General features: G+C 58.1%; 17 protein-coding genes. 6 read left to right on the plus strand and 11 right to left on the minus strand.

What is annotated here, in order from left to right; translation table 11 throughout:
• Window positions 1-23: 23 nt before the first annotated feature.
• From ptsN to AS89_RS0110215, 8 genes are all read right to left on the minus strand, one after another.
• On the minus strand, window positions 24-485 hold the full coding sequence (gene ptsN, locus AS89_RS0110180) for a PTS IIA-like nitrogen regulatory protein PtsN (RefSeq protein ID WP_029249935.1): 462 nt from the start codon (window positions 483-485) through the stop codon (window positions 24-26).
• Window positions 486-547: 62 nt separating this feature from the next.
• Window positions 548-841 (minus strand): ribosome hibernation-promoting factor, HPF/YfiA family, encoded by a 294-nt coding sequence (hpf, locus tag AS89_RS0110185; RefSeq protein ID WP_010132484.1) that lies wholly within the window; start codon window positions 839-841, stop codon window positions 548-550.
• Window positions 842-1,030: 189 nt separating this feature from the next.
• The gene (locus AS89_RS0110190) at window positions 1,031-2,494 is read right to left on the minus strand and encodes an RNA polymerase factor sigma-54 (protein WP_010132485.1); all 1,464 of its coding nucleotides are present in this window, start codon (window positions 2,492-2,494) and stop codon (window positions 1,031-1,033) included.
• A gap of 230 nt (window positions 2,495-2,724) precedes the next feature.
• Window positions 2,725-3,450, minus strand: a complete 726-nt coding sequence (gene lptB / locus AS89_RS0110195; RefSeq protein WP_010132487.1) for an LPS export ABC transporter ATP-binding protein — start codon at window positions 3,448-3,450, stop codon at window positions 2,725-2,727.
• Window positions 3,451-3,528: 78 nt separating this feature from the next.
• The gene (gene lptA / locus AS89_RS0110200) at window positions 3,529-4,062 is read right to left on the minus strand and encodes a lipopolysaccharide transport periplasmic protein LptA (RefSeq protein WP_010132489.1); all 534 of its coding nucleotides are present in this window, start codon (window positions 4,060-4,062) and stop codon (window positions 3,529-3,531) included.
• Window positions 4,049-4,612: an LPS export ABC transporter periplasmic protein LptC gene (lptC, locus tag AS89_RS0110205; RefSeq protein WP_010132491.1), complete on the minus strand. Its 564-nt coding sequence runs from the start codon at window positions 4,610-4,612 to the stop codon at window positions 4,049-4,051. The genes lptA and lptC overlap by 14 nt, the downstream gene beginning before the upstream one ends.
• A gap of 17 nt (window positions 4,613-4,629) precedes the next feature.
• Window positions 4,630-5,187: a KdsC family phosphatase gene (locus tag AS89_RS0110210; RefSeq protein ID WP_010132493.1), complete on the minus strand. Its 558-nt coding sequence runs from the start codon at window positions 5,185-5,187 to the stop codon at window positions 4,630-4,632.
• Window positions 5,188-5,208: 21 nt separating this feature from the next.
• Window positions 5,209-6,180 (minus strand): KpsF/GutQ family sugar-phosphate isomerase, encoded by a 972-nt coding sequence (locus AS89_RS0110215; RefSeq protein WP_100169342.1) that lies wholly within the window; start codon window positions 6,178-6,180, stop codon window positions 5,209-5,211.
• A 301-nt stretch (window positions 6,181-6,481) separates the two neighbouring features.
• Here AS89_RS0110215 and AS89_RS0110220 point away from each other — a divergent pair, with 301 nt between their 5' ends.
• The 5 genes from AS89_RS0110220 to hisD all read left to right on the plus strand — a co-directional run bounded on the left by AS89_RS0110220 (window position 6,482) and on the right by hisD (window position 10,955).
• The gene (locus tag AS89_RS0110220; RefSeq protein WP_237709668.1) at window positions 6,482-7,174 is read left to right on the plus strand and encodes an MlaC/ttg2D family ABC transporter substrate-binding protein; all 693 of its coding nucleotides are present in this window, start codon (window positions 6,482-6,484) and stop codon (window positions 7,172-7,174) included.
• 111 nt (window positions 7,175-7,285) lie between these two features.
• Entirely contained in the window at window positions 7,286-7,519 is a 234-nt protein-coding gene (locus AS89_RS0110225) for a BolA family protein (protein WP_010132498.1), read from the plus strand.
• 48 nt (window positions 7,520-7,567) lie between these two features.
• Window positions 7,568-8,830 carry a UDP-N-acetylglucosamine 1-carboxyvinyltransferase gene (gene murA, locus AS89_RS0110230; RefSeq protein WP_010132500.1) on the plus strand — a complete coding sequence of 421 codons (1,263 nt, stop codon included), beginning with the start codon at window positions 7,568-7,570 and terminating at the stop codon, window positions 8,828-8,830.
• Window positions 8,831-8,993: 163 nt separating this feature from the next.
• The gene (hisG, locus tag AS89_RS0110235) at window positions 8,994-9,632 is read left to right on the plus strand and encodes an ATP phosphoribosyltransferase (RefSeq protein ID WP_010132503.1); all 639 of its coding nucleotides are present in this window, start codon (window positions 8,994-8,996) and stop codon (window positions 9,630-9,632) included.
• A 6-nt stretch (window positions 9,633-9,638) separates the two neighbouring features.
• Window positions 9,639-10,955 (plus strand): histidinol dehydrogenase, encoded by a 1,317-nt coding sequence (gene hisD / locus AS89_RS0110240; RefSeq protein ID WP_010132504.1) that lies wholly within the window; start codon window positions 9,639-9,641, stop codon window positions 10,953-10,955.
• A gap of 10 nt (window positions 10,956-10,965) precedes the next feature.
• On the opposite strand, the gene AS89_RS0110245 is transcribed toward hisD, so the two are convergent.
• Both AS89_RS0110245 and AS89_RS0110250 read right to left on the minus strand, forming a co-directional pair.
• Window positions 10,966-11,457: a nuclear transport factor 2 family protein gene (locus AS89_RS0110245; RefSeq protein ID WP_010132505.1), complete on the minus strand. Its 492-nt coding sequence runs from the start codon at window positions 11,455-11,457 to the stop codon at window positions 10,966-10,968.
• 36 nt (window positions 11,458-11,493) lie between these two features.
• Window positions 11,494-12,633 (minus strand): S1C family serine protease, encoded by a 1,140-nt coding sequence (locus tag AS89_RS0110250; protein WP_010132506.1) that lies wholly within the window; start codon window positions 12,631-12,633, stop codon window positions 11,494-11,496.
• Between the two features lie 160 nt (window positions 12,634-12,793).
• Between AS89_RS0110250 and sat the strand changes: the two genes are divergently transcribed.
• Entirely contained in the window at window positions 12,794-13,984 is a 1,191-nt protein-coding gene (gene sat / locus AS89_RS0110255) for a sulfate adenylyltransferase (protein WP_010132508.1), read from the plus strand.
• 166 nt (window positions 13,985-14,150) lie between these two features.
• Here the strand turns inward: sat and AS89_RS0110260 are convergent, their stop codons facing one another.
• Window positions 14,151-14,621 carry a YhcB family protein gene (locus tag AS89_RS0110260; protein WP_010132509.1) on the minus strand — a complete coding sequence of 157 codons (471 nt, stop codon included), beginning with the start codon at window positions 14,619-14,621 and terminating at the stop codon, window positions 14,151-14,153.
• Window positions 14,622-14,869: the final 248 nt, after the last annotated feature.

Raw genomic sequence — 14,869 nt, forward strand, 5'->3', positions numbered from 1 at the left:
GCCCCCGGTAGCGGGGTGGAAATTTATGCCGCTGCAGCGCTATTGATGGCCAGCGCGTAGAGTTCATCGCTGGTGGTCGCGTCGCGCAGTTTTTCCCGCACCCGGCTGTCGCTGAACAGGGCGGCAATCTCCGCCAGGGTATCCAGGTGTTCTTGTTCCGAGTCTTCGGGAACGAGCAGCGCAAACAGCAGGTCGACGGGCTGGCGGTCGATGGCGTCGAAGTCTACTGCAGGGGAGGTGGTGCAGAGCACACCAATCGGTTTTTCGCAGCCAGGCAGGCGGCAGTGGGGAATGGCGACCCCTTCGCCGATGCCGGTGGAGCCCAGTCGCTCACGGGCCACCAGCTGACTGAATACCGTATCGGCATCCAGCTCGGGAAACTGTTCAGAGATCGCCTGGGCGATATTGAGCAACAGCTTTTTCTTGCTACTCCCCGCCAGGTGGCAAAGGCTCAGGCGGGGAGAGAGTAATGCTTCCAATGTCATAACGTACAGATGATCTAGCGATGCAGGTCAGCCGTTGCTCTTGGGTACTTTGAGTACTGAGGCTAGCGGTGACTGCGTAACTTCTCTTTGTGTTTCAGCAGCTGTCGGTCGAGTTTGTCCGTGAGCGAATCGATCGCTGCGTACATGTCGTCGGATTCCGAGTCGGCAAAAATATCCTTGTTGCCGTTGACATGCACCAGGGCCTCGGCTTTCTGCGTGAGTTTGTCGACAGACAGGGTGACCTGCGCATCGTTGACGAGGTCGTTGTGGCGGGAGAGCTTGTCCAGTTTGGTCAGGCAGTAATCGCGAATGGCCGGAGTAACGTCTACATGGTGACCACTGATAATGATCTGCATGAATTTCTCCTTATTGGGTACAACACGAATCTTGTCGCACCCCCGCACAGGGCGGCAACCCTACTAGGAAGTGCGTCAGAATGGAAGGATACACTGGGCGGAGAGCTATTGGTTGTACCGAATGCTGCTTTCCAGGCGTTAAATTGCCGGTTGCGCAGGCGAAATAGCGCCAAACGGTGACCCAGCTGGTTAGACCAGTCGCTTGCGCTCGCTGGAGGAGGGGATACCCATGGATTCCCGGTACTTGGCCACGGTGCGTCGCGCGACCTTGATGCCCTGGGCATCCAGTTCCTGGGTGATCTTGTTGTCGGAGAGTGGCTTGCGCGGCTGCTCGCCATCGATCAGCTTGCGGATCAGCGCGCGGATGGCGGTGGAGGAGGCGTCCTCACCGGAGTCGGTGCTCACGTGGCTGGAGAAGAAGTACTTGAGCTCGAATACGCCGCGCGGGGTAAGCATGTACTTCTGGGTGGTCACCCGCGAGATGGTGGATTCGTGCATGCCGATGGTCTCGGCGATATTCGCCAGCACCATGGGCTTCATGGCTTCGGGGCCCTGTTCGAAGAAGCCCTGCTGTTTTTCCACGATGCTGCTGGCGACCTTGAGCAGGGTCTCGTGACGGCTCTGCAGGCTCTTCAGGAACCAGCGCGCCTCTTGCAGGTTGTCGCGCAGGTAGTTGTTGTCACTGGAATTATCGGCTCGCTTGATCAGCGCAGCGTAGGTGTCATTGATGCGCAGCTTGGGCGTGGTTTCCGGGTTGAGCTCCACTACCCAGCGATCCTGCTTGCGGGTGACGATGACGTCCGGCACCACATACTGTGGTTCCTCACCGCCAAAGGCTTCACCGGGATAGGGTGTGAGCGTCTGGATCAGGCGCATGACTTCGCCCAGTTGCGCCTCATTGAGTCGGGTGCGCCGGCTCAGTTGGCGAAAATCGCGTTTGCCCAGCAAATCGAGATGCTGGCTGACCACGGTGAGCGCCTGAGCCAGCCACGGTGTTTCCTCAGGCAGCTGGCGCAACTGCAGCATCAGGCTTTCACGCAGGTCGCGGGCGCCACAGCCAACGGGCTCAAGCTGCTGAATTGTTTTGAGAACCGCGGTGACCTCGTCGGCATCTACTTCCAGGGATTCCGCCAGCTCATCCACGCTCGCGTCGAGGAAGCCATTTGGCGCGATGGCATCAATTAATGCTTCGCCGATCTGCTTGTCGGGATCGGTAAGAGGGGTCAGGTTCAGTTGCCAAAGCAAGTGATCCTGCAGGCTTTCAGAAGCCGCATTGCGCTGCTCCAGCGCGTACTCCTCCATATCCCCCGAACCGCTGCTACTGCCTCCAGAGTAAATATCATCCCAGCGGGTATCTACTGGCAGGTCATCGGGGATATCGCTGTTCCATTCGCCATCGGCGGTGGCCTCTGGCTGGGGCTCGGGCGCGCTCTCGGTGCGCTCTTCGGCTTGTTGGGCGGGGGTGTTCTGGTCCTGGTGGGACTCACCGGCATGCTCGTCAAAATCCGACTCGAGCAGCGGATTGCTGTCCAGTGCGGATTGGATTTCCTGCTGGAGGTCCAGCGTCGACAGTTGCAGTAGACGGATAGCCTGCTGCAGCTGAGGCGTCATTGTCAGCTGTGTGCCGAGTTTTAACTGGAGTGACTGCTTCATAGGGGGTTGCCGACAGAAAAATCTGGCGATGCACCACCGTGAAGAATTTTATTCCTTCACCGGCGGATTAAGGCTCATTTCCTGCAGACTACCGCGGGGCGAGTAGGAAGACAAGGGGCAGGTTAAGCAATAAGTATGCCGAAAAAGTCACCTCTTGCGGAGTGGGGTGAAAAGGCGTGATGTGATTCTCTGAACCACGTGTTCGAAGGGAATGGTTTCCCGGTTTTGGTTCAAATAATAAATTGATGGCCCAGGTACACATCTTTCACGCGTTTGTTGTCGGCGACGTCTCGGGGGTTGCCGGAGGCGATGATGTGGCCTTCGCTGACGATGTAGGCGATCTCGCAAATGTCGAGGGTCTCCCGCACGTTGTGGTCGGTGATCAGCACGCCAATATCGCGATCGCGAAGGTGGCGAATGATCTGCTGAATATCGGCGACCGAAATGGGGTCAACACCGGCAAAGGGCTCGTCCAGTAGTACGAATGCGGGGTTGGTTGCCAGTGCCCGTGCAATTTCCACCCGGCGGCGTTCACCGCCGGAGAGCGCCATACCCAGGCTCTCGCGGATATGCGTGATATGGAATTCTTCCAGCAGCGACTCGAGCTGCTCCTTGCGCTGTGCGCGGTCGAGGTCTTTGCGGGTCTCCAGGATCGCCATGATGTTGTCCTGTACCGACAGGCGGCGGAATACCGAGGCCTCTTGCGGCAGGTAGCCAATACCCTTGCGGGCGCGGCCGTGCATGGAGAGGCCGGTAATGTCCTCGTCATCAATCAAAACCTGCCCGGCGTCTGCCTGAACCAGGCCCGCAATCATGTAGAAACAGGTGGTCTTGCCCGCGCCGTTGGGGCCAAGTAGGCCCACAACCTGCCCACTGGATACGCTCACAGACACGTCCTGGACAACTTTGCGCTTTTTGTATTGCTTGGCGAGGTGTAGCGCCTGGAGCGTTGGCATTGCTTGATTCCGCTGTCAGCGCGTAATGCGCTGCTTGATTTTGTTAGGCTCGGTTTTTACTGGGGTAAGGGCGTTGAGTTACTGCCCTTGCTGCGCCGGCTTGGCTTCCGGCTTCCAGATCATCTCGACGCGTTTCTTTTCCGACTGGCCGCGCGCTTTAATTTGCTCGCTGTTTAGGTCGTAGTCGATGCGTTCGGCGGTCAGGGTGTTGCCGTCGCGGTCGACGACCGCTTCACCGGTCAGTTGCAGGGCATCGTTGGCCACCAGGAATTCGATCCGCTGGGCGCGAGCCTTTACCGGATTGGTGCTTTCCTCGACCTGCTGTTGGAAGTGCGCAGGGGTGCCGGTGGCAACGACCTTGCTCAGTTCGCCTTTATCGTTACCGTGCAGCTCAACGCGATCGGCGCGAATCTGCAGGGTGCCCTGGCGTATGATGACGTTGCCCAGATAGACGGAAAGGTTTTTGCTCCGGTCAGCCTCAAAGTTGTCTGATTTAACGCTCACGGGTTGTTGGCGGTCTTCGGGCAGTGCGATTGCCTGTGGGGCCACCCATGCGCAGGCTACGGTGAGCGCGAGTGCGGCAATGTGTCCGCGGGAATTAGCGAGTTTCATAGCGGCTTTCCACATTGGAGAGTATTTTCACTGTGTCTTGTTTGAGGTCTGCCCGCAGGCCTTTGCCGGTAGTGACGTTGGCGCCATCGGTAATGGTAACAACTTTGTCGGTTTCGGCGAATTCTTCTCGGGGTTTCAGGGTGATTTTCGGGGTGCGCAGGGTAATACCCGGCTGTGGCAACTCCGAAATCGAGACATCTCCCTGAAGTACCACCCGCTGCCCATTGTTGTAGGCAATACCCTTGCGGGACTCGGTGCGCCACTTGGTGTTCTCGTCCTGGTAAAACATCATGCGCGGTTCGGTGAGGTCGGCGCGGTCGCGGCGGGCAAACTGAAAGAAAGTAATACGCTCGGCGTCGACTTCGTAGGCCAGGTTGCCATCAATGTTGTAGTGGCGTGTGCGCGCATCGCGAATAACAAGATCGGCGGCGCGGTTGTGTTCCTGCTGGGTGGGGCGTTTGCCCAGCAGCTGCTCTGGCGGGCTTTCAGTAAACCAGAGGCCGGCCGAGATGAGGATCACCACGATCACCAGGGGGAGCCAGGTGCGCATTCCGTTGTTTCTTCCTTTTATCCGTCTGCTAAATAAGGAGCGAGGGCAGCCTCAAAGGTTCCCTGCGCGAGCATGATACGGTCGCATACTTCCCTTACCGCGCCCATGCCGCCGCGGCGCTCGGTGACAAACAGTGCGCGCTCCTGCACCGGATGCGCGGCATCCGGTACTGCGATCGGGCAGCCCACGCGAGTCATCAGTTGCAGGTCTGGGTAATCGTCGCCGACGTAGGCGATATTTTCCAGATCGTAGGGTTCGTTGGCGAACAGCTCCAGGAATGCGGTGTATTTGTCTTCGCGGCCCTGAATCAGGCGGGTAATGCCCAGGTCGTGTGCGCGCTTCTCAACCAGGGAGCTGCGGCGACCGGTAATGATCGCCACGGCCACACCGGATTTCTGCAGCATTTTAATGCCGTGCCCATCTAGGGTGTGGAAGGTTTTCTGTTCGTTGCCCTGATTGTCAAAGTACAGGCGGCCATCGGTGAGCACGCCGTCGACGTCGAGGATCAGGTGGCGCACCTTGCTCAGCTTCTCGAGAATTTGCTGCTGGCTGGCTTGAGAGGTGGGTTGGGTCAAGGGTGTCGTCCTTCAGTGCGGTCAGATAACGCCGGCGCGCAAAACATCATGCATGTGCAGCAGGCCGATGGGGTGGTGTTCCGGGTCTTCCACCACCAGCGCGGTGATTTTGTTGTCTTCCATAATACGCAGGGCCTCCGCGGCGAGCGTGTGCGCACTCACCGTCTTCGGGCGACGGCTCATCACCTGTTCCATGGTGGCAGCGTCCAGTTCCAGCTTCTGGTCGATCACCCGGCGCAGGTCACCGTCGGTGAATACCCCAATCAGGTGTCCGCTGCTGTCCACAATGGTGGTCATACCGAAGCCCTTGCTGGTCATCTCCAGCAGCGCTTTGGAAAGCGGCGTGTCCGGTGAAACCTGGGGGAGCTCTTCGCCTGCGTGCATGACATCGGCAACCTTGAGCAGCAGCTGCCGGCCGAGCGCTCCGCCAGGGTGGGAGAAGGCGAAATCCTCGGCGGTAAAGCCGCGCGCTTCGAGCAGTGCCACCGCCAGGGCATCGCCCATTACCAGGGTGACGGTGGTGGACGATGTTGGCGCCAGGTTCAGTGGGCAAGCCTCGGTTTCAACTGCGATGTCGAGATTGACGTCTGCAGACTGTGCCAGGGGGGAGTCTGCCTTGCCGGTCATGCTGATCAGGGGAATGCCCAGTCGCTTCAATAGCGGCAGCAGGGTAAGTACTTCCGCCGATGAGCCAGAATTGGATATGGCGATGACCACGTCGTGGCGGGTAATCATGCCCAGGTCGCCGTGGCTAGCCTCTCCCGGGTGCACAAAAAAGCTCGGTGTACCGGTGCTCGCGAGGGTGGCGGCTATTTTTCGGCCAATATGACCGGATTTGCCCATGCCCGACACGATTACCCGGCCGCTACAGCCCAACATAAGTTCACAGGCACGGTGAAAGTTGTCGTCAACGCGCGCTTCCAGTGCCGCCACCGCGGCAGTCTCCATGGATATGGTGCGGCGTCCCGCCTGGAGAATCAGGTCTTTACCCATCATTTGTCTCACTGTCTCGGGGCAGTCTCTAGCGTAGCTTTGCGGAAGCCGCCTGTTTGGTTGGCAGAAGTGCTAACCTATCAATATTGGCTCAAAAAGCGGCGCCTCAAGGCAAAGTGACCCAGTGCCGCTTGTCCGCGGGGCCGCCATGGTATAGTTTGCCGCCGCTAATGTCAGCAGCAGAGCCGGGGCGAATCCATAATCCGCCTTTTTGCGTAACCCAACGTGAATTTTCGGCGTCCCATGACACTTTTTGACGTTGTGGGCATCCAAGGGACGAATTGCCAATGGGAGATGACCTGTGAGTGCACTCACTTCTACCTTTATTTCTACTGATAGCACTGGAAAGCGTTCTGGCTCCGCAGTGATGCGTGTCGTGCGCGCCGCGAGTCTGTGGATGTCTGCCGCGCTGCTGTGCCTGGTGGCGCCTTTCGCGACTGCCGCACAAAACCCCTATACCCTGATCGAAGGGGTTTCCGGGCAGCTGTTGAATACCATCCGCGCAGAGGGGCAGCACCTGAGCTCCAACCCGCAGCGTTACTACAACGCCGTCGACCGGGTTCTGGAGCCGGTGGTGGATTTCGATTTCATTGCCCGCGGTGTGATGGGCAACTACGCGAAGCAGGCGACCCCGGCTCAGCGCGCCAAATTCGCCAGCGCTTTTCGGCGTGACCTGGTTGCGACCTTTGCCCGTGGCGTTGCTACTTTCGGCAATCTCGACGTAAAGGTGATTAACCCTGGAACCGCACCGAAAGGCAACCGTGTCAATGTGTTGCAGGAAGTGCGTAGTAAAGAGGGTTTGACCAAGGTTTCCTACACCCTGGTGCGCAATCGCAGTGGCCAGTGGAAACTGATTAATGTGATCTTGAACGGGGTAAACCTGGGCAAGACGTTCCGCGGTCAGTTTGCCCAGGCCATGCAGGCAAACAGCGGCAATATCGACAAGGTGATTGCTGGCTGGTCTGCGGCCGACAAGGTTGCAGGTACGCCCTGATCCCTGCGACGAATTCTCACAGCGGTGTGCAGTGGCGGTAACGCGGCTGCGCACCGGGCGCTATTCCAGTACACTTGCGCGCTCTTTGTTATCCGATAGTAATTCCCTCCTATGCAGCCAGATCAAATCAAGTCCCTGATTGAAGGGCACATTCCCGGCAGTAACGTAGAAGTCGCCTTTGAAGGTAGCCACCTGCAGCTGACCGTGGTCAGTGACGCGTTCAGCGGCCTCAGTCGCCTGAAGAAGCAGCAGCTGGTCTACGCGGCGCTGTCTGACAAAATCGCCGACGGCACCCTGCACGCGGTGCAAATGAAAACCCTCACGCCCGAAGAGGCTGGACTGTAATTTTTTGTGATGCAGGCACTTTTGTATCGCGATGGGAAACCGTAACGCATGGATAAACTGATTATCGAAGGGGGCAGCCCCATCTCCGGAACCCTGAAAATCTCCGGAGCCAAGAATTCCGCTTTGCCGATTCTTGCCGCGGCGCTGCTCCCTGACGGCCCCGTGCAAATCCATAATTTGCCGCACCTCAACGATATCACCACCATGATCACCCTGTTGCGGTGCATGGGGACCGAAATCACCATTGATGAAAAGCTGGGTGTGGAGATTGATCCGCGTTCGGTCAATGAGCTCACCGCGCCCTATGAGCTGGTGAAAACCATGCGCGCCTCTATCCTGGTGCTCGGCCCGTTGCTGGCCCGTCACGGGGTGGCGAATGTCTCTTTCCCTGGCGGTTGTGCCATCGGCAGCCGGCCTGTGGATATCCACCTGAAAGGTCTTGAGGCCATGGGTGCGGAAATTACCATCGATGAAGGTTTTATCCGCGCGCGCAGTAATGGCCGCCTCAAGGGTGCCAATATCGTGATGGAAAAGGTGACCGTTGGCGGCACCGAGAACCTGCTGATGGCGGCCGTTTTGGCCGAAGGCACTACCGTGCTGCACAACGCAGCGCGTGAACCCGAGATTGTCGATCTGGCCGAGTTCCTGATGGCGATGGGTGCGCAAATCGAGGGTGCGGGGACCGATACCATTCGCGTGCATGGTGTAGCGCGACTGAACCCGTGCACCTACTCTGTGATGCCGGACCGTATTGAAACCGGTACTTTCCTCGCGGCAGCCGCTGCGGCTCGCGGTAAGGTGCGGTTGACCCACACCCGTGCGGACATTCTCGATGCCGTGCTGGTCAAGTTTGAGGAAGCGGGCGCGCACCTCAGTATCGGCGACGACTGGATCGAACTGGATATGAAGGGCAACCGTCCGAAGGCGGTGAGTTTCCGTACCGCGCCGTATCCCGCATTTCCCACCGATATGCAGTCGCAGTTCACCGCAATGAACGCGGTTGCGGAGGGTAAGGGAACCGTGGTGGAGACGATTTTCGAGAATCGCCTGATCCAGGTGCACGAACTCAATCGTATGGGGGCAAATATCGTCCTCGAGGGCAACACCGCGATTGTCACCGGTGTGGAAAAACTGACGGGCGCGCCAGTGATGGCATCGGATTTGCGAGCTTCCGCAAGCCTGGTTATTGCCGGTATGGTGGCCGAAGGCACTACCACCGTCGATCGTATTTACCATATTGACCGCGGTTACGAATGCATCGAAGAGAAATTGCAGCAATTGGGTGCGAACATTCGTCGCGTCCCTGGCTAGCTCTCTTCTGTCGGGGCGGGTGCGAGCCCGCTTCCTTCTAGCGTTATTCTAGATTTTTATTGGCGCGGCCAAACAAGAGTCGATAAGCTCCCGGGGGATTTTGGGAGCCATATCCACGCACATTAGCCCGGGTATTTCGGGCTTACAGACAACCATAATTGCTATGCAGATCACTATTGCCCTGACCAAGGGGCGTATCCTCAAGGAAACTCTTCCGCTACTCGCGGCCGCAGGTTTGGAGCCGGCAGAAGATATTGCCAAAAGCCGTAAGCTGATTTTCCCAACCAACCAGGAAAATGTTCGCCTGCTCATCCTTCGTGGCTCCGACGTGCCCACCTATGTACAGCATGGCGCTGCGGATATGGGCGTGGCCGGTAAAGATAACCTGTTGGAGCACGATGACAGCAACATTTACGAGCCGCTGGATCTCAATATCGCGCGCTGCCGCCTGATGACGGCGGGTATCAAAGGGGCCCCACTGCCCAGTGGGCGTATCAAGGTTGCTACCAAGTTCGTGCAGTCAGCCAAGCGTTATTACGCTGCGCAGGGGCGCCAGGCCGATATCATCAAGTTGTATGGTGCGATGGAACTGGCGCCATTGATGGACCTTGCCGATGAAATTGTGGACATTGTTGATACCGGCAACACACTGAAAGCGAATGGCCTGGAAGCGCGCGATGAAATCGCAGATATCAGCAGTCGCCTGATTGTGAACAAGGCCTCCATGAAAATGAAGTATGGCCCGATCAACGCGCTGATTGAGCAGTTGGCTGAAGCCGTGCGCGCCCGGAGCGGGGAGTAGTCCTCCATGAGTGATTTTTCCATACGCCGGCTGGATGCCGCATCGGCAGGATTTTCCATAGAGCTCGACGCTTTGCTGGCCTGGGAGTCGGTCGCCGACACGCGTGTTGAGTCGACGGTTGCGGAAATCCTGAGTGAGGTGCGGTCCCGTGGCGATGCGGCGGTGATTGAGTTCACCAACCGTTTTGACCGTCGCGAGTTACAGCAGGCGCAAGACTTTTGCCTGCAGCACGAAGATTTACAGGCGGCGCTGACGCGGATCCCCGCGGATAAGCGGGCCGCGCTCGAGGCCGCGGCAGAGCGCGTGCGGGCCTATCACGAGCATCAATTGCAGGCATCCTGGCAGTATCAGGAGGCCGATGGCACGGTATTGGGTCAGCAGATCACCGCCATGGAACGGGTGGGAATCTATGTGCCCGGAGGTAAGGCGAGTTACCCTTCATCAGTACTAATGAATGCCATCCCTGCTCGGGTTGCCGGTGTGGATGAAGTGCTGATGGTGGTGCCGGCTCCGGATGATCAGCTCAGTGACCTGGTGCTGGCGGCTGCGGCCATAGCCGGCGTCGACAAGGTGTTCACCATTGGTGGCGCACAGGCCGTTGCCGCGCTGGCGTACGGTACAGAGACTGTGGCCAAGGTCGATAAAATTGTCGGTCCGGGCAATATTTTCGTCGCCTCGGCCAAGCGCGCGGTGTTTGGCCAGGTGGCTATCGATATGATCGCCGGGCCTTCCGAGATTCTGGTGATCTGCGACGGCAAAACCGATCCGGACTGGATTGCCATGGATCTGCTGTCTCAGGCCGAGCACGATGAGCAGGCCCAGTCCATCCTGTTGAGCCCGGATGCCGACTTCCTGAATGCAGTGGAAGCGTCTCTGCAAAAACTACTGGCGGATTTGCCTCGCGAAGAGATTGCGAGTCGATCGCTAAAGGATCGCGGTGCATTGATTCTGGTGCGTGATATTGAGCAAGCGATTGAGGTTTCCAACCGGATCGCCCCGGAGCATCTCGAAGTGTCGGTAGATGCGCCGGAACAGTACCTGCCAAAGATTCGTCATGCCGGTGCTATTTTCCTGGGTCGCTACACCGCGGAAGCACTTGGTGATTACTGTGCCGGGCCAAATCATGTCTTGCCTACCAGTGGCACTGCGCGCTTCTCCTCCCCGTTAGGGGTTTACGATTACCAGAAGCGCAGCTCGATTATTTTCTGTTCTCCGCAAGGTGCCGACACCCTCGGGCGGGTTGCCGCGACCTTGGCGAAAGGGGAGGGGTTGGATGCCCATGCCCGCTCTGCCGAATACCGCGTGCGGGACCGTTTAGAGTAACGTCCGTGGCCTAATCGCTCGATGCAGCAGCGGCCGGTGGGATTTTCGTTGCCTGCCAGGCCACTGCCTGCCACTTGCCACTCCGTTTGACGAAGGTCCCGGTGTTGAAGAATTCGCTCTTCTCCGGTTGCTTCGCCGTTGTGTCGGCGCCACTAGGTTCAGCCACAAGCCGGAAGGTAATCACCGCGGTATTCCCGAATAGCCGGATGTCCGTGTCCTCAGCCCGGTAAGTGATACTTGCGGCCGCTTGCTTGGCCTCGCCTTCCGCTTCCCGCATGCCCTCGATGATTTTTTTCTTGCCAAAACGCTGTCCACTCGAGCTGGTATAGACCAGGTCGTCTGCCCAGAAGCGCTCATGCACTTTGATGTCACTGACGGCACCGGCAAGGAACTGGTCTAGCATGGTATTCAGGTCGTTTTGGTCGCTGGCGAAAGCGGTGCTCGAGAGTAGCGTTGCGAGCGTCAGTAGGAGCGCTTTAAAAGCGTTATTTGAGCAGGTCACTGTTTATCTTCTCCTGTCGGCCTTTGCTGTGCTTTTTTAAGGAGCCGGTGCCGTCACGTCATCGGGTCTTTCTGAGACGACGGCGCGGGTGGCAAGGATGTCGCCTTTCCGAATATAGGTGATCGTTACGACTTCCCCGGGGCGCAGTGTGGCCATTGCCGCGTACCCGTGAACGCCATCATTAATCGGGGTGGCGTTGATGTGAGTGATTACGTCACCGGGTTTTAGTCCTGCCTGGTGGGCCGGCCCCCGCTTATCGACCCCTAACACGATAACGCCATTGGTCGAAGGTAGGTTGAGCGAGCGTGCAAGTTTCGGATTCAGGTTGTCGGCGTCAATACCGAGCCAGCCGGGAACGACCCGTCCGAACTCGATAATGTCCTGCATCACTTTTAGGGCAATGTTTGATGGGATCGCGAAGCTGATGCCGCTGGTGGAGGCGGCTTGGTCAAGGACTCGTGTATTGATGCCAAGGAGTTTGCCGTGGGCATCGACTAGCGCGCCGCCAGAGTTACCGGGGTTAATCGCAGCATCAGTTTGCAGGAAGTTCTGTAAATAGTCGCCGACACCAGTGTTGCGCAGGTCGCGCTCGGTGGCACTGATAATGCCTTGGGTAACCGTCTGTCCGACCCCCCAGGGATTGCCGATGGCCAGTACAACGTCGCCGACCTGCGCCTGATCCGGGTCGCCCACCTCGATAGCGGTCAGGTTGGGGAGGTCGATCTTGAGGACCGCAAGATCAAACTCTGCCGAGGCACCGACCAAGCTGACCTGCCCCTCGCGGCCGTCAGCCAGCACCACAGATACCTGCTCGGCACCGGAGATTACATGGAAGTTGGTCAGTAAATATCCATCCTCGCTGACGATAACACCGGAGCCGAGGCTTTGTTGCAGGCGCTCTCGCTCCAGAGGAGTCATTCTGTTCAGGAAATAAGGGAACAGCGGGTGTGTGGCCAATGGATGGTTGCGCAAGGGTATCCGGCTAAACACGTTTACCACCGCGGGGCCCGCTAAATTGACTGCTGCGGCATAAGACACTGGGCCGGAGGCGGCGCCCGTAGCGGGGGTGTTGACTGTCCCGCGCAGGTGCGGGAACACCAGTAGCAGCGCCGCGGCCACCGCAAGGCCGATTACGGCGGGGATGGCCCAGTCTTGCACAAATCGTTGTAATGACACCGAAGGCTCCTTGGTTTGGGGTCATTATACGTCTTTCGGTTCTGGTGTCCTCATCAGAAGTTCTAGCCCGGTGGTGATCCAGACCCTTGGTATGGCGTCGCGAATGCGTATAATGTGGCGCTCAAAAATTTCGTCTGGTTCCTCATTTTCAGGAGTATCTATGTCCCTGGTTCGTCCACACGGCAGTGTCGAGCTGCAGCCGCGCTTTGTTTACGATGCCGAGCGCCATCACCAGCTCGCGCACGAAGCGGAGTCCCTGCCTTCCATTGTTGTAAGCTCCGCGGCGGCGGCGAATGCGGTGATGTTGGGTGCAGGTTATTTCAACCCGCTGCACGGCTATATGAACCTCGCGGACACCCTGAGTGTGGCCGAGACTCTGCGCACTGTGGACGGCCTGTTCTGGCCGGTGCCTGTGGTGAATATGGTCGAAGATACGGCCGCGATCGCCGGTGCCAAGCGCATTGCCCTGCGTGATCCGAACGTTGAGGGCAACCCGGTGCTGGCGGTGATGGACGTTGACGCCATCGAAACAGTGACCGACGAGCAGGTAAATACCATTGCCGAGCACGTGTTCGGTACCCTGGATGACGCCCACCCCGGTGTTGCGACCTTCAAGGGTGCAGGTCGTCAGTTGATCTCCGGTTCCATTGAAGTGCTCAACTTCAGCTACTTCCAGGCGGACTTCCCGGATACTTTCCGTACCGCGGTGGAAATCCGCAATGAATTTGTGGAACACGGTTGGAGCAAGGTTGTTGCTTTCCAGACCCGTAACCCCATGCACCGTGCCCACGAAGAGTTGTGCAAAATGGCACTGGAAGCGGTCGATGCGGACGGTGTACTTATCCACATGCTGCTGGGCCAGTTGAAGCCGGGTGATATCCCTGCGCACGTGCGCGATGCCGCTATCCGCAAAATGGTGGAAGACTACTTCCCCAAAAACACCGTGATGGTGACCGGATATGGTTTCGACATGCTGTACGCGGGCCCACGTGAAGCGGTTCTGCACGCGGTATTCCGCCAAAACTGTGGCTGCAGCCACCTGATTGTTGGTCGCGACCATGCCGGTGTTGGTGATTACTATGGTGCGTTCGATGCGCAGACCATCTTCGACGACAAGGTGCCCGAGGGTGCGCTGGAGATTGAAATCTTCCGTGCAGACCACACCGCTTACTCGAAGAAACTGAACCGTGTCGTCATGATGCGTGACGTGCCGGATCACTCCAAGGAAGACTTCATTTTGCTGTCAGGCACCAAGGTGCGCGAAATGCTGGGTAACGGCGTTGCGCCGCCCCCGGAATTTTCCCGCCCAGAGGTCGCACAGATCCTGATGGATTATTACCAGAACCTGTAATTCGCAGTGTGGTACAGGTCGCTCGCGCTATGCAGGGCGGGGGCGACACAAAAAAGGCGGGGTAACCCGCCTTTTTTGTGTCTTGTTGTATGTATTCGTGTTTTGAATCCGGGTCGGTGCGCGTTCGCACTATTTGGGCCCCGCATGATAGGGGCCCAGCATGGACTCAGCGGTGAGAAACCCCTTCCTGCGCCGGTGTTGGGGGCGGTGCGGCGGCTTCTTTCTCCAGGCCGAACTCCTCCGACAGGGTACCTTTGGCGCCAGGCTCTTTGGGGGCCCAGTCGCGAGGGGGCAGTACGTTCAGGTCGTCCTTGCTGTCACTGAGCTGGCCGCTGCCTGCTTCCAGCATCTGCCGGCCAATATCCTGGCTCGACAGGCGCATCGCGCTATTCGCCAGGTATTCGTGAACATCCCGGTAGCTTTCGGTGAGGTTGTGGACGAGCTGCGCCGTCTGATCAAAATGTTCGTTCACCTGCAGCTGGAAGTCTTCCAGCTTGGTGTTGGCTTCCTTTAGGCGCAATTCCAGTTCCCGGGTGCGATCAATGCTCTGGCGTCCGCGAGTTGCGAGAAATGCCAGCAATGCGCCGAGGGTCAGGCCAATCACGCCCACCAGAATTAAAACCGAAGTTGAGTGCACGATACTTCCTCCTCTTAGAAAAATGGCACCGGCCAATCCGTGGCGGCGATCTTATTATACGCAATTCCACCCGCTACGCTGTGGCGGCGTTTGTGCCAATTTGTGGGGGATTTGGTAAAGTGCGCGCCAGTCGAACTGTAGTCGACTCTTCCGCTTGAATTTGTGGTGCCAAGTATGGGTGCCACTGGTCGCTCTTTGGCAGTGTCGCCTTTATATTAATGAACGGTTTCTCTTAGATGGTCACGGAA

Origin of the sequence: Microbulbifer agarilyticus S89, from assembly GCF_000220505.1 — a bacterium.
GTDB classification, from domain to species: domain Bacteria; phylum Pseudomonadota; class Gammaproteobacteria; order Pseudomonadales; family Cellvibrionaceae; genus Microbulbifer; species Microbulbifer agarilyticus_B.

Excerpts from the sequence above, each read along its gene's own strand:
- ptsN (WP_029249935.1), bottom strand. The coding sequence starts at position 485 with ATGACATTGGAAGCATTACTCTCTCCCCGCCTGAGCCTTTGCCACCTG.
- hpf (WP_010132484.1), bottom strand. The coding sequence starts at position 841 with ATGCAGATCATTATCAGTGGTCACCATGTAGACGTTACTCCGGCCATT.
- AS89_RS0110190 (WP_010132485.1), bottom strand. The coding sequence starts at position 2,494 with ATGAAGCAGTCACTCCAGTTAAAACTCGGCACACAGCTGACAATGACG.
- lptB (WP_010132487.1), bottom strand. The coding sequence starts at position 3,450 with ATGCCAACGCTCCAGGCGCTACACCTCGCCAAGCAATACAAAAAGCGC.
- lptA (WP_010132489.1), bottom strand. The coding sequence starts at position 4,062 with ATGAAACTCGCTAATTCCCGCGGACACATTGCCGCACTCGCGCTCACC.
- lptC (WP_010132491.1), bottom strand. The coding sequence starts at position 4,612 with ATGCGCACCTGGCTCCCCCTGGTGATCGTGGTGATCCTCATCTCGGCC.
- AS89_RS0110215 (WP_100169342.1), bottom strand. The coding sequence starts at position 6,180 with ATGGGTAAAGACCTGATTCTCCAGGCGGGACGCCGCACCATATCCATG.
- AS89_RS0110225 (WP_010132498.1), top strand. The coding sequence starts at position 7,286 with ATGCAGCCAGATCAAATCAAGTCCCTGATTGAAGGGCACATTCCCGGC.
- murA (WP_010132500.1), top strand. The coding sequence starts at position 7,568 with ATGGATAAACTGATTATCGAAGGGGGCAGCCCCATCTCCGGAACCCTG.
- hisG (WP_010132503.1), top strand. The coding sequence starts at position 8,994 with ATGCAGATCACTATTGCCCTGACCAAGGGGCGTATCCTCAAGGAAACT.
- hisD (WP_010132504.1), top strand. The coding sequence starts at position 9,639 with ATGAGTGATTTTTCCATACGCCGGCTGGATGCCGCATCGGCAGGATTT.
- sat (WP_010132508.1), top strand. The coding sequence starts at position 12,794 with ATGTCCCTGGTTCGTCCACACGGCAGTGTCGAGCTGCAGCCGCGCTTT.